The 13,552-nt window shown below is 35.8% G+C and carries 11 protein-coding genes; 5 read left to right on the top strand and 6 right to left on the bottom strand.

The features are described 5' to 3' along the window. The first annotated feature begins 1 nt into the window (after position 1). A complete protein-coding gene (locus E5331_RS04770; RefSeq protein WP_123481857.1) occupies positions 2–997 on the top strand; it encodes an iron ABC transporter permease in 996 nt (331 codons plus the stop codon). A gap of 114 nt (positions 998–1,111) precedes the next feature. Here the strand turns inward: E5331_RS04770 and E5331_RS04765 are convergent, their stop codons facing one another. Then, the gene (locus E5331_RS04765) at positions 1,112–2,533 is read right to left on the bottom strand and encodes an ATP-binding cassette domain-containing protein (protein WP_168355138.1); all 1,422 of its coding nucleotides are present in this window, start codon (positions 2,531–2,533) and stop codon (positions 1,112–1,114) included. A 104-nt stretch (positions 2,534–2,637) separates the two neighbouring features. Then, positions 2,638–3,552: a glutaminase gene (locus E5331_RS04760; protein ID WP_123481871.1), complete on the bottom strand. Its 915-nt coding sequence runs from the start codon at positions 3,550–3,552 to the stop codon at positions 2,638–2,640. Between the two features lie 196 nt (positions 3,553–3,748). On the opposite strand from E5331_RS04760, the gene E5331_RS04755 reads away from it, so the two are divergent. Beyond that, positions 3,749–4,336, top strand: coding sequence for a nitroreductase family protein (locus tag E5331_RS04755; RefSeq protein WP_275441085.1), 588 nt, complete (start codon positions 3,749–3,751; stop codon positions 4,334–4,336). Between the two features lie 67 nt (positions 4,337–4,403). On the opposite strand, the gene E5331_RS04750 is transcribed toward E5331_RS04755, so the two are convergent. Next, positions 4,404–5,738 carry a glycoside hydrolase family 43 protein gene (locus tag E5331_RS04750; RefSeq protein WP_123481859.1) on the bottom strand — a complete coding sequence of 445 codons (1,335 nt, stop codon included), beginning with the start codon at positions 5,736–5,738 and terminating at the stop codon, positions 4,404–4,406. A 470-nt stretch (positions 5,739–6,208) separates the two neighbouring features. Here E5331_RS04750 and E5331_RS04745 point away from each other — a divergent pair, with 470 nt between their 5' ends. Both E5331_RS04745 and E5331_RS04740 read left to right on the top strand, forming a co-directional pair. Continuing rightward, positions 6,209–7,951 (top strand): hypothetical protein, encoded by a 1,743-nt coding sequence (locus E5331_RS04745; protein ID WP_135985666.1) that lies wholly within the window; start codon positions 6,209–6,211, stop codon positions 7,949–7,951. A 28-nt stretch (positions 7,952–7,979) separates the two neighbouring features. Then, the gene (locus tag E5331_RS04740; RefSeq protein ID WP_123481861.1) at positions 7,980–9,356 is read left to right on the top strand and encodes a DUF5723 family protein; all 1,377 of its coding nucleotides are present in this window, start codon (positions 7,980–7,982) and stop codon (positions 9,354–9,356) included. 60 nt (positions 9,357–9,416) lie between these two features. Here E5331_RS04740 and E5331_RS04735 read toward each other — a convergent pair whose 3' ends face one another. From E5331_RS04735 to E5331_RS04725, 3 genes are all read right to left on the bottom strand, one after another. Next, the gene (locus E5331_RS04735) at positions 9,417–10,274 is read right to left on the bottom strand and encodes a hypothetical protein (protein ID WP_123481862.1); all 858 of its coding nucleotides are present in this window, start codon (positions 10,272–10,274) and stop codon (positions 9,417–9,419) included. Positions 10,275–10,350: 76 nt separating this feature from the next. After that, the gene (locus tag E5331_RS04730; RefSeq protein ID WP_168355137.1) at positions 10,351–10,812 is read right to left on the bottom strand and encodes a lysozyme; all 462 of its coding nucleotides are present in this window, start codon (positions 10,810–10,812) and stop codon (positions 10,351–10,353) included. A gap of 344 nt (positions 10,813–11,156) precedes the next feature. Continuing rightward, positions 11,157–11,987 carry an IS5 family transposase gene (locus E5331_RS04725; RefSeq protein WP_123484746.1) on the bottom strand — a complete coding sequence of 277 codons (831 nt, stop codon included), beginning with the start codon at positions 11,985–11,987 and terminating at the stop codon, positions 11,157–11,159. A 553-nt stretch (positions 11,988–12,540) separates the two neighbouring features. Here E5331_RS04725 and E5331_RS04720 point away from each other — a divergent pair. Beyond that, positions 12,541–13,278, top strand: a complete 738-nt coding sequence (locus E5331_RS04720) for a tRNA threonylcarbamoyladenosine dehydratase (RefSeq protein ID WP_123484747.1) — start codon at positions 12,541–12,543, stop codon at positions 13,276–13,278. The last annotated feature ends 274 nt before the right edge of the window (positions 13,279–13,552 follow it).

Genomic DNA, 13,552 nt, shown 5'->3' with positions numbered 1-13,552 from the left:
AGTGATAAGATTCATTATACTCATAGTATCGGTAATACTGTTGTTTGTCTCTAATCTCTTTTTCGGAGCAGTTCATATTTCGGCAAATGATGTTATGTCTGCATTATTCGGTAGAATGCAGAATGATGCACTTCGGTTTATTATAGTAGATAGCCGCCTTCCTCAGGCTTTCACGGCATTGTTTGCAGGTGGAGGGCTTGCGGTGTCGGGACTTTTGATGCAGACCATCTTTCGCAATCCGCTTGCGGGTCCATCAATACTTGGAATCAGTTCAGGCGCAAGTCTCGGCGTGGCAGTGGTCATGCTTTTTATGGGAGGAACGTTGTCGGTAGGGTATATGTCGTGGGGCGGGTATGCGGCCACTGTAGTCGGTGCTCTTATTGGGAGTCTTCTTATTATGGGAATCTTGATAATGCTTTCTTCAATAGTGAAGAGTGATCTGCTGTTGCTTATAATAGGAATCCTGATTGGTTATCTCACGAGTTCAATAGTAACCCTCCTATCTTCAATTTCTACTGCACAAGGAGTGCAGGGATATGTAATGTGGGGAATGGGGTCATTCGGGGATGTATCAATGAAACAACTTCCGATATTCTCTATTTTAGTGTTATTATGTATGGTTGGTACGTTTTTTCTTGCAAAACCCCTAAATATACTTCTATTGGGTGATAATTATGCAATCAATCTTGGAATTAATGTGAGGAAAATACGTAATATCTTGCTTCTTGCCACAGGCATATTGACTGCAATTATAACTGCATATTGCGGTCCGTTGGCGTTTATCGGTATGGCAGTCCCCCATATTGCACGTATGATATTCAAGACAGATAATCATTGGATTCTCATACCTGCATCAATGTTGTGTGGCTCAATGTTGTGTTTGGGATGTAATGTCGTGAGTGCTATTCCTGAAAATACAGTAATTCCTATAAATGCGCTTACGCCGGTAGTTGGGGTTCCGGTAATATTATATGTGATATTAGGGAGGAAACGTTAAGGAAAAGCACACTTAAATTAGATATGCTTATATGCCATGAGATTTTACAAATTCATTTCGACATAGAAATTGATTTGTAAAATCTCATGGTATTATGATATATAGGCTAAGTTATTAGCGTTTAGTAAGAGCCATTGTATTGGAAACACAATCAGGAATCTCATTTTCATAATGAGTGACAAATATTAATGATGATCCATTGCGTTCAGTGAGATCATTGACGATCTTTATTACTCTTTTTTTATTGCGGGCGTCAAGACCATGAAGAGGTTCGTCAAGAACAAGCAACGCGGGCTGTTTAATCATTGCGCGTGCGACGAGTACAAGACGTTGTTCCCCCGTAGAAAGTTCAGTAAACCTACGATCTGCTAAATGAGATATTCCCAAAATACGCATCCATATTTCAGTTTCGGTGATCTCTTCGTCTGTCAGAGGGAGATACTTGTTGAGCGAATTTCTTAATCCCTGTGCAATTATCTCTTTTATGTAGGAGTTGGATTTGAAAAAGAGCTGCATTTCGGGTGAGACGTAGCCTATGGCATCCTTAATCTCCCAGATGCTCTCACCTGAACCGCGTTTACGGTCGAAAAGAGTTATGTCATTTGCGTATGCCTGTGGATTATCCGCGCAAATTAAACTCAATAGTAAAGATTTACCACTACCATTTGATCCTGTGAGCACCCATTTTTCACCTTTCTTTACCTCCCAATTTATGTTTTTAAGGATTTGTCGTTCCCCATATCTTATATGTCCGTCAATTATGGAGAAGGAGATCTTGTGATCTGTTTTCAGATTCCCGGATCTTGACTTTAATATGTTGATATCTAAAGAAGATTCCTCAAAATCATGGTTCCGTATGTCTGAGATCTGTCTTTTGTCTTGAATTGACTGGGAGATAGTTAGATTGTCTAATGTTATTACTGCATCGGTAAATATGGGGATATCTGCTGCATCACAAAGGATCAAAATAATTGACAATCCGTCCTCCTTAAGTTTTTCCATCATATTGTTAAGCTCACAACGCGAAACTGGATCAAGACCAATATATGGATTATCAAGGATCAATACATCGGGATTATCAAGCAGTGCATTTATAATTAAAAGTTTGCGTAGTTCTCCGCTTGAAAGATAGTTTATTTTCTTATCAATTACATCATTTATATTTAGAATATATGAGAGTTCCATCATTTTAGGGTCATGAATCTTCGTTCCCATTATCTCTCTTACGGTTGGTACCATATCATTCATTGTAGCTTCCATGCGCTGGGATTGATATTGAGCTTCCATACCACTAAGGGCATGAATATCGGTGAAAGCCAATATCCTTATTGAATTGATGTCATTTCTAAATGTTATCCGGTTGCCGTAGGCATTTTTCCCTTTCGCAAGGATATTTCCAAGAGTGGTTTTACCGGATCCATTTTCTCCGAAAACCACAGTGATCCCTTGTGGAATATGGGTTTTAGATGGATTGCTTAGTACGACCTTGCCATAGCCAAGACGTTGGCTATCTAAACGGATGATATAATTGTTCATCTTTTCATAAAGAATAAAATTAAAAAATCTTTTGGGCATAAGGATATCTGTATTTATTGAGGCTCTCTCGGAATAAATAACATGGTGATATTCTTTTCATAATATTAGAAGATGGATCTTTGGATATCAGTGGTGAATCTCTCTAAGATTTCTATTCCTGCGAGAGAATTGCCGAAGTTATTTAATTCAGGACTCCATACTGATATGGCAAGTTTTCCCGGCATATATGCAGCAATACCTCCACCTACTCCACTTTTACCAGGTAATCCGACGCGATATGCGAAATCACCACTTTCATCATAAAACCCACATGTAGACATTACGGCACCAAGTCGTTTTGTTTGGCTTTCCGTGAGGATTCTGACATCGTTCTGTGGATTAACTCCTCGGTTGGCATATAATAGAAAGGCACGTGATAGATCGGAACAAGACATTGATAATGCGCATTGATGACAATATACATCGATAAGCATTTCCACATCATTATGTATATTGCCAAAACTTTTCATAAAATATGCTAATGCCATATTCCGGTCAGCATTTTCTCGTTCGCTGATGGCAACGCGCGTATCATAATAAATATCAGCATTACCTGCTATTGATCTTACAAAGTCAAGTATGGCTTCTTTCGGACGTGGATATAGACTAATAAGTCTATCGGTCACTACAATAGCTCCGGCATTAATAAACGGATTACGGGGAATGCCTTTTTCATGTTCAAGTTGAACAAGAGAGTTGAAGGGATTTCCTGATGGTTCTCTACCTACGGAATTCCATAAATCTTCTCCAATAGCACCGACAACCATGGAAAGGGTGAAAACTTTTGAGATACTTTGTATTGAAAAAGGGATGTCTGCATCACCTGTTTTGAAGGTACGACCGTCAACGAGATTAACAGCTATGCCAAGTCTATCAGAAGATACTTCAGCAAGGGCAGGAATATAGTCAGCTATCTTTCCCTTACCTAAAAATGAATTGGCTTCGGATATAATTCTATTAATTACTGCTTGATAATCAATCATTTTTTATTTAATTAATTCGTTTGATTTAGATATTTTTAATTCATAAATCAGATTCTTTTTAGAAATAAACGGATGTAGCGTAACAAAGATTGTAATAATTGGAGAGATATGTTTTTATTTTTTATTTTAGGCAATATTTATTTGGATATTTGATAAAAATCAGAAAAATTCTTAATTTTGAAAAAAATATTATATGAACGAATTTGAAATGCTTAAGCGATTGATAATGGTAGATCGCTCCATAAGAAGATTTGACAATGCACGTACAGTTGGCAAAGATACCCTCATGAGTCTCATCAATCTTACCAGGTTCTGTGCATCGGGAAGAAATCTTCAACCATTAAAATATAGGATAGTCTGTGAATCAGATGAATGTGCAAAAGTATTTCCTCTATTAAAATGGGCGGGATATCTTTCTGATTGGGATGGCCCGGTAAAGGATGAAAGACCGACGGCTTATTTGGTGCAGTGTCTTGATACACGAATGACAGAAAATCAGATGTGTGATGACGGATTGCAATTGCAGGCACTTACTTTAGGTGCGAGAGCATTGGGGATTGGAGGATGTATTATAAAATCCTTTAATGAGATTGGGATTAAAAAAGGACTTGGCTTGGAAGATTATTATAAGCCGCTATATATATTGGCTTTAGGATATCCTGTAGAGAAGGTTGTTTTGGAAGATATGTCTGTTGTTGATAATGACATTAAGTATTATCGCACCCCTGATGGGGTACATCATGTGCCGAAGCGTCCATTATCAGAATTGGTTATAGATTAATGAAACGATGTCGGATGGACAGTATGTAGTCCATCCGACATCATTGTTTTCAGGGGTTCAATTAGTGTTATTTGAATTGCCAATAATCTATTTCCATAAGGTCAGAGTCAGATTGCGTCCCTATGAATTTAAATACAAGGTCATGGACACCCTTGGCACCTTTTACTTTGCAAGACTGTAATGAAAATTTGTCAGAAGTTTTACCGGGTTTTACTTCAAGGATGCCGACAATAGGTCCATTTTCACTATCAAGATGAATCTCAATAGCATTCCCTTCTTTCTCAGAAGCAATTGCCGCAGAGAATTTTTTTGCACCTTTCCCAAAATCAACACCTGCAACAGTTAAAGTCTCCCCATTATTGATATTTGTCAGAACGGAAGTTCTAAGATCTGTCTTTTTTACTTTTAATCCGTATCCCCACGCCATTGTCTCAGCTTCTGTCTTTTGGTAAGGATTGTGGAAATGTATCTGATTCAGAGGAGCGTCTCGCCAATATACGACTTCCTGAATTGTGCCATCGGAATTGTAGTGCATTTCTGCCGCTTCCACATTCCGTCGTTCATGATGATCCTGAGTCTCAATCCGGAGAATATCGTAACTTTGTCCGAAAACATAACTTTTGCCTTTATAATCGATAATTCCCGGGTGATTGCCACGTGTGCGAGGAGTATGATCCATGATATGGCCTTTATATGTCCAAGGTCCGGTAGGGGAGTCGCTCATCGCATATCCGATTCCTTCCGGACAACACGTTGATGCAAATGCCAAATAATAGTGACCGTTACGTTTGTAGAACCATGGTCCTTCTTGATAATCATCAATATGGGGCATCTTCATGATTTCTCCGGAATATGAAATCATGTCATTATTTAATTTTATGCAATATAAGTTGGGATTGCCCCAATACATATATGCCTGTCCATCATCATCAATAAATACTGTAGGATCAATATCATCCCAATGTTCTCTTTGCCAAACAAGAGGCTTCCCTATGGGATCTTTAAATGGTCCATAGGGGGAGTCTGAGACTAAGACTCCAATGCCATGACCATGTATTGGACAATACATATAATATTTGCCATTTCGTTCTACGACTTGTATTGCCCACGCACCATTATCTCCATCATACCATTTGAAGTCTTCAAGAGATGCAACGGCTCCATTATCTGTCCAGTTTAGCATATCAGTGGAGGTGAATAGAAGCCAATTTTTCATTTTGAAACCATAGGCTTGTGCATCATCTTCGTCATGAGATGTGTATAAAAAAATAGTGTCGTTTATGACTATCGGGGCTGGATCAGCAGTGTACTTAGTCTGTATGATAGGTCTGTTTTCTCCTATAGCGTACAATGAAGCACTTGTGAGAATTGCTGAAAAAATAAAAACAGGAGTTTTCTTCATAGGGTAGGTTATGTTATAATGATTATTTGTATTGGAGCAAAAGTGCAGGTGCAATATTTGTCTCTCGCTCTAATCATTTGCAAAATTATTAATAAGAATTAAGATGGGATTTATTATTTGTATCAAAATTTTTAATATTTGTAAAATCAAATGTATCAAGATTAAGTTATGGATGAGTTATTAGGCATTTATAATATTATAAATTGTAATATATGGGATGACATATAATTTTTGGGGATTCCAAAGTGATTTGTCTGCAGTTATAAGTTGCTTCGGGATTACAATGTTGATTGACTAAAGAGAACGATAGCTAATATTTTTAATGAGCTATGGCATTTGATTATCGGATTTGTTTTCACAATTATTAAAATATTTTTAATTTTGTAAGTAATATGGATAAAATTTATTAACTTTGTTGATATAAAACAAGCTGAAAAGATTTGCATTAAATATTATATTTATTCCTTATCATGAAACAAATAATTGTAAAAGGTGGTTTGACGCTCTTGACAATGTTTTCGTTGACTTGTTGTATTGACGAAAAATATGATTTGTCAAACATAGACACCACATCAGAGTTTAAGGTAAAAGATTTGGTAGTCCCGATCAATTTGGAGTCAATAAAATTGGGAGATATCATAGAAGTAAAACTAGGAGACAAAATCCATTATATAAATCATAATGGAGAGGATGTTTATGGTATAAAAGAATCGGGTTCTTTCAAATCGGATCCCATTTATATACCATCATTCAAGGCTTCATCTCCCGAACTTTTATCGGCAGAAGTAATTTTTCCAACAAGTGGTATTTCGATTGGGGTAGAAGATACTATTATCCCGTTAGTTTCTCCGATAAAGAGGGGAGTGGTTTATCGGGCTGAAGATATTGATGAATCAATAATAAGCCTAACAGAAATTTATTCAGATGAAATAAAATTTGTGATAAATTTTTCGGCTGAAAATCTTCCAGAAAATATAAATGCTAAATTGTCAGATATTAAAATTGAAATACCTAAAGGTCTTGAAATATCACATAGTATTCCTGAAGGAAGATATGATGCTCAGACAGGAGAATATTCTGTAGGAAATCTGATGTTTGCTAATGGGAAAACATCTTTGGAAATTATTGTGACTAAAATAGATTTAGAGGTAAATAATTGCTCAATAGAAAATAGGGAATTGTCCTTGATTAGTAATTTGAACATCGAAAGTGCAAATCTAAAACTCTCATCAGATTCAAATTGTACTCTTGGTTCGTCTGTAAATTTAAACATATCATACTTACTATCAGATATGGCAATAACCGCAGTATCGGGAGAGGTAGAATATCATTTTGATGGGAATGGATTGGATATAGCACCAATAAGTCTCAATGAGTTGCCAGATTTCCTTTCTCAGGATAAGACAAATCTGGTGCTTTATAATCCGCAGATATATATAGGCATTAATAATCCAATTGCGAAGTATAATCTTGGTTTTCGTACAGGGTTAGATATAATGGCAATACGCGAAAATGAATCCCCTAAAACATTTGGCTTGGATAACGGATTCTTTACCATAGGTTATGATAAAGGGAATGAGGAATCTTATAATTTCTGTCTTAGTCCTAATGGGGCAGAAGATGTACCTTCTTCCTTTAATAATCCTAAGAATGTAGCTTTCTCAACATTGGGGGGAGTGCTTAGTGGAAATGGTATTCCATCACAACTTAAGATAAATCTTGTAGATCCTTGCATAAATCGACAAAAGGTGGTTAAATTCCCTCTTGGACATTCAATTGAACCAGTGGAAGGAATATGGGAATTTGTTGCTCCACTTGCCTTGTCGGAATCATCAGACACACCAACACAGATCGTCTATACGGATAAGGTTGATGGTTGGGGTAGTGAAGATCTTGATGCACTGACAATTGAAAAGCTTGAAATCAATGTTATGGTTACTAATAATTTGCCACTTAAAGCAAATATTTCGGGCTATCCTATTGATAGGAATGGTAATAAGATTAAAGATGTAGAAATAGTTGGTGCAGAAGTGCCGGAGAATGCTAATCAAGAAATTAATATAAGGATAACGGGAGAGATAAAGAATCTTGACGGCATAATATTTACAGCGACCGTGCTTCCTACATCAAATGAGGCATTGGCTCCATCGCAGACAATAACTCTAAGCAATTTACGGGCTAAAGTTAGCGGAAATTATACTAAGGAATTTTAATGAATAAGAACGCTATTTTCAATTAATTATGAAATTTTCGATTAAAAAAATAATAATATGTGCAGGCATATCATTATGCAGCACTATAGGGATTTTTTCACAAACTACATATTCAGGATATTTCTTGGAAAACTATGACTACCGTTTCCAAATGAATCCAGCATTTGGAAACGAAAAGGGTTTTGTATCATTTCCAGCTATTGGCAATTTAAACATCAACATGCATGGAAATTTACATGTCAAAGATGTGGTGTATACTCTTAATGGTAAGACAGTATTGTTTACTAATCCTGGCATTAGTGAGAGTGAAGCGATGAAAAAATTTAGTGCGAAGAATAGATTGGGCACAAATGAAAAGATAGATATTTTGTCGGTAGGTTTTAAAGGTATAGGAGGATATAATACTATCTCTATTGGAGGTGTGGCAAGTGTGGATGCCTCAGTGCCAGGTTCATTCTTTTCATTGGCAAAAGAAGGTGTTACTAATGATACTTATGAGATAGAAAATATGTTCGCAAATGCGAATGCCTATGCCCAAATTGCATTAAACCATTCAAGGGATATTCGGCAAGTGCCAGGTCTACGTGTGGGTGCTACAATTAAAGCTCTTGTAGGTGTCGGTAATTTTGATTTCCAGTTCAATGACGCAAAATTGATGTTGGGAGAAAATGAGTGGATTGCCCGAACAAATGCTGAGGTATATGCATCAGTAGGAGGCTTCAGATATAATATGGACCATAGTGATCAGACGGGAAAGGATTATGTCTCAGGTGGCGAGATTGATAAGTTTAAACCACAAGGATTTGGATTGGGTCTTGATCTTGGAGCACAGTATAAATGGAATGATTTCCAATTTTCTATAGCTGCACTTGATTTAGGATTTATGAATTGGGGAAAGACACAGAAAGCTTCAACAGATGGAACTCAGATAGTTAATACGAATTCATTTATTTTCAGTGCAGATAAAGAAAACGAACATTATTTTGATAAAGAATGGGATAGACTCACAGATGATATTGCTAAATTATATCAGATGTCAGATGTAGAAGAAATCTCATCACGTACTCGTGCATTGTCAACTACCCTTAACTTTGGTGTAGAATACGAATTGCCGGTATATAGACGTCTTCATTTTGGATTGTTAAATTCCTCAAAGATAAATGGGAAATATAGCTGGACTCAATTTAGATTGTCTGCCAATATATGTCCTGTAAATTTTATATCAGCAGATGTTAATGTTGTCGCTGGAACTTATGGTATAGGCTTTGGTTGGCTATTTAATTTGCATACAACAGGTTTCAATTTATTTGTAGGTATGGATCAGACTATAGGAAAGCTATCTAAAGAGGGTGTGCCATTAAATTCTAATGCTGCATTGAATTTAGGCATAAATTTCCCATTTTAAAAATGTGTATGAAGTGACATAAGAAAATGGACTGAATTCAATTCAGTCCATTTTCTTATGTCACTTCATATCAATATTTGATATGGAATCATAAGTGGATTGTATTTGTTTCAATCTAATATGATCAAGCCAATAATCCGGTTTAGCCTTGTATCTTTTTGCGTGACCTTTTATTTCAATTTCAATTTGCGGAGTGTCTTCATTAGATATGACATCCGGTGAATATTGAGCAGTGGAACCATCCTCTCCTATAAAATGATAAAACCTGTTTGCCATGGATCCTTCAAGCTCAAGAGATCCATAAAGAATATATTCTGGTTCTCCTGAAAGATCTGCTCCTGGATTATATCCGGCGAGACGGTATATTGGAGGATTTGTGCCATCTTGTAGGTCTATTCGGAATAATTCCCCACTATCAGTATCTTGTACACACATTACAGGAGTCCATCCTGCTTGTAAAGACGGCTCAAGAGTTGAGATTTCTATATTTCTAAGAGAGTCAAGCATAATGTTCTCTTTTGTAGAGGTATAAGTGACTTCATATATTTTGCCATCATCAATCCAAAAATAAGAACCATTATTTAAAGTCCATCCTCTCCAGCCACAATATTGCCATGCAGAGTCAGGAGACTCTTTAACAGCTTTTTTTATTGTATCATCCATTAAAGTGGGGTAGTATTTTACCATTTCGGTTGAATCCTTAACGTTTTTTAATGGATATGGTCTCTCAATAGGGTAAGAAATAACTGAGGCGAATTCTTGAGGTGAATCCTTTATAATTGCTATGGCAATTTCACGTATTTCTTGAGGAAGTCCTTCATTTAAATTGTCAGTTCTTTTTTCAGAACAAGCACATAAGGATAACCCCATAAATAGTATAAGGATAGAATGGAGTAGTATGTGTAGTATTGATTTCATTTTCTTTATCTCTTATAGTTGCTCAACGTTTAAATAACATTTTTAGCATAAGTTTTTCTAAAATTGAGCAAAAAAATTAGGGAATGAATAAAGCATCGAATTCTTCGAGTCTTCTTCTTTTAAGTTGTGAATTAACTTTACCTCTAATTCTATTATAGGAAAGATAAGCAGTTTTCACATCTCTATTACCATTTTTAAGTTTTTTGTATACAGATGATTTTGCGACTATACCAGTTCCACAGTTATAAGCTAAAGCACTGAGAATAAGGCTATCCTTCCCGAAACTACGGTATCTCTTGCATAGATCTGAAAGATCTTTCCTTAATAATGCATCTGCTTGTTTTTCCGTAAGATTTGTTCCTCTTTTATAGCCGTCACCAGCAATAACTTGATGACCATAACCGATAAGGTTCCCTCTATTTCTATGTAACCCCTCATATTTTTTTATAATTGCTATAGCCTTTTCGAATTCAGGACTAAATCCTTCGCCAGATGTTTTTACTCCAGAACTAAAAACTCCGAATGGTGAGATTGCCATTAATATAATTATTAATAGGATACTATATAATAGTCGTCGCATGGAGTCTTTAAATCTGTTCAAATTATTATTCGTATTCATAATATTCAAATATTGTTAGGCATATTTTCACTCCAATTCAAATGAAAAATAAATTAAGAATTGAACTATAGCTGACGGATTATTCCGTGTGAATTATATTGAAGAAAATCAAACTATTTGACAATTGATTGCTTCAAAATAAATATGCCTCAAATTTGAGATGTCATAATTAAATAACGTTGCCTATAAGGATAAAGTAAGTTGATAATATAAAAATAAACTTTTATTAGTAATAATTAAGTAAACAATCGAAGTTGTCTAAACTATTTTGATTTGTGAATTTTTTTAAGGAAAATAACGATGAAGGCCAGATAATTCCAACCTTTCCAACTGGAAACGGTTGTGTCGAATCGTGTGAGGATGGACTTGAAGCCATCCATCCAGGCGTTCGTTCTTTCCACAATCCAGCGTTCACTGTACATCTGCTCATCGAACAGATATTCGTCTTCAGTCTCTCCTCCATTTCTTCGGTTAGGGCATACGTTGGAAATGACATTGTGACTGTCAAGTGCAGTACGGAGACTCTTCCCGTCAAAGCCGGCATCAAGATTGCAGAAAAGACCGTCAGTACGGATGCTCGCTTCCCTGAGCTGCTGCATAAGTTCGTCTATCCTCTTTTCAATCTCATAAAGGTCAGCATGGTTGCCGCTCTGCGGTTCGGACATGGCCAGAGGAAGTCCGTTTCTGTCACTAAGATAGAGGGCATTAGTAGTATTCCTCTTCTTCCGACCTTGATATTCAACCATTTCACCTCCGCGATATGCGGTGGTATGGGAGCCATCTATATGGGAAAGGGACAAATCCACCTTATCCTTGTTTGCCTTGAGAAGTTCGGTAAAGACGCGTTTCCATTCTCCGGCCTTGCACCATTTGCGATAATGGTGGAAAACCGTTTTCCAGCTTGGTGCAACACCACTGAACAGATGACCTGTGGGAAGCATTCGCCACTGACATCCGCTTTTCAACTTGAAGAGAATGGCGTTAACAATCTCTACCAAGTCAAATTTTGTCTCGAATCCTCGTTTTGCGACCGAAAGATAGGGCATAATTCGATTTTTTATTGTATCTTTGTCAAGTACTGCGTATTCTGGCATAGGTGCAACTTATTGAAGTTTGGCGACTATAATATAGTGCTTCATTTTCAGGATGCGCTGTATTTTATTTATTTTACCGAATTTTTAACATCTCAAAATAAGTTTAGACAACTTCATCTGCTAAAATAACTTTGTGAAAGTTATAAACGTAAAAATTTCCTCTTGTATGATTTGACGCATCTTTCATCTGAAATAATCACAGATTAAAGAGTAGATCAGTGTTTAGAAATAATAATTTTATATGATGTTTGATAGAGGAGGAAATTTTGTTTACTGAATTTTATTGTTAAAATAAACAATTAGTAAAATAGGGTAGAAGTCTAAGTTTTAGTATATGTGAATTTGTATCTCATTTTAAAGTAAAACACTATTAATTTAGATAATGACTTTATTTAGAAACGAGGTTATACCAAATGAAAAAAAAGAGATTAGATCTGAGTCAGAGATACATGCATATATATTTAACATAATCATAATTATGCATTAAAAGAAACAAAATAAAAAATTTGACACATCAACTTAAATAGCTAACTTTGCATAAAAACCAACAAAAATGGAAAAGTATCAAAGAATAGATGCCCTAAGTAGAACTCAACTGCTATTTGGTGAGTCGAAAATGAAAAGAATCAATAATGTAAAAGTTATTATCTTTGGAATTGGGGGAGTGGGATCTTGGTGTGCAGAAAGTCTTATAAGATCAGGTGTTCGACACTTAACTATAGTTGATGGAGATAAGGTATGTGTAAGTAATATAAATCGCCAACGAATGGCAACGATACATTCTATCGGAATGGCAAAAGTAGATGAAATGAAAAAAATATTACTGTCTCTGTCTCCTGATGCTGAGATTATGGCTATTAATGAAGTATATTGTGCAGAGACCGCAAATCAATTTCGACTAGAAGAGTATGATTATATAATAGATGCAATTGACTCATTGGATGATAAGGCTCTTCTTATAGAAAATGCAACAAATACAAATGCTAAACTATTTTCATCAATGGGTGCAGCCTTGAAAATAGATCCAACTAAGGTTAAAGTTGCTGAATTTTGGAAAGTCACAGGTTGCCCACTTGCGCGTGCATTACGCCAAAAATTTAAAAGAAATGGAATAAAACCAAAACGAAAGTTTTTATGTGTCTATAGTGAAGAACGTCTAAAGAATTGTTCAATTGAACAATCTGAATCTAAAGATAATCATAAAGCAAATGGATCGCTTATGCATATTACCGCAATTTTTGGTCTGACAATTGCCGGATTAATCCTTAAAAACTTATATGAAGATATCTAATTAAATCTACATAACGGATCTATATTCAAAAAACGCACTGCTTGCCTTTGAAGGGCAGAGCAGTGCGTGAGGAAGGGGACTGACGACCATAATTACAATTAATAATACTGTATCATATTATAGTGTGCTGGGACACGAATAGATTTCTGTATTTTTATTTTGGAAACAAAGATAGATATTTTTTTGAGCTACACAATATTTTTTTACAAATATATTATAAATGAAGTTGTCTAAACTATTTTGATTTGTGAATTTTTTTAAGGAAAATAACGAT

The sequence above is a fragment of the Lepagella muris genome (assembly GCF_004793975.1).
Lineage (GTDB): Bacteria > Bacteroidota > Bacteroidia > Bacteroidales > Muribaculaceae > Lepagella > Lepagella muris.
Note: the sequence above shows the minus strand (reverse complement) of the source record. Positions and strands in the feature narration are given on the sequence as shown.

What these genes read in the sequence shown, in the direction of transcription:
- E5331_RS04730 (WP_168355137.1), bottom strand. Translation starts at nt 10,812, where the DNA reads ATGGCAATCTCACCATTCGGAGTTTTTAGTTCTGGAGTAAAAACATCT.
- E5331_RS04755 (WP_275441085.1), top strand. Translation starts at nt 3,749, where the DNA reads ATGAACGAATTTGAAATGCTTAAGCGATTGATAATGGTAGATCGCTCC.
- E5331_RS04750 (WP_123481859.1), bottom strand. Translation starts at nt 5,738, where the DNA reads ATGAAGAAAACTCCTGTTTTTATTTTTTCAGCAATTCTCACAAGTGCT.
- E5331_RS04735 (WP_123481862.1), bottom strand. Translation starts at nt 10,274, where the DNA reads ATGAAATCAATACTACACATACTACTCCATTCTATCCTTATACTATTT.
- E5331_RS04745 (WP_135985666.1), top strand. Translation starts at nt 6,209, where the DNA reads ATGAAACAAATAATTGTAAAAGGTGGTTTGACGCTCTTGACAATGTTT.
- E5331_RS04725 (WP_123484746.1), bottom strand. Translation starts at nt 11,987, where the DNA reads ATGCCAGAATACGCAGTACTTGACAAAGATACAATAAAAAATCGAATT.
- E5331_RS04740 (WP_123481861.1), top strand. Translation starts at nt 7,980, where the DNA reads ATGAAATTTTCGATTAAAAAAATAATAATATGTGCAGGCATATCATTA.
- E5331_RS04765 (WP_168355138.1), bottom strand. Translation starts at nt 2,533, where the DNA reads ATGAACAATTATATCATCCGTTTAGATAGCCAACGTCTTGGCTATGGC.
- E5331_RS04720 (WP_123484747.1), top strand. Translation starts at nt 12,541, where the DNA reads ATGGAAAAGTATCAAAGAATAGATGCCCTAAGTAGAACTCAACTGCTA.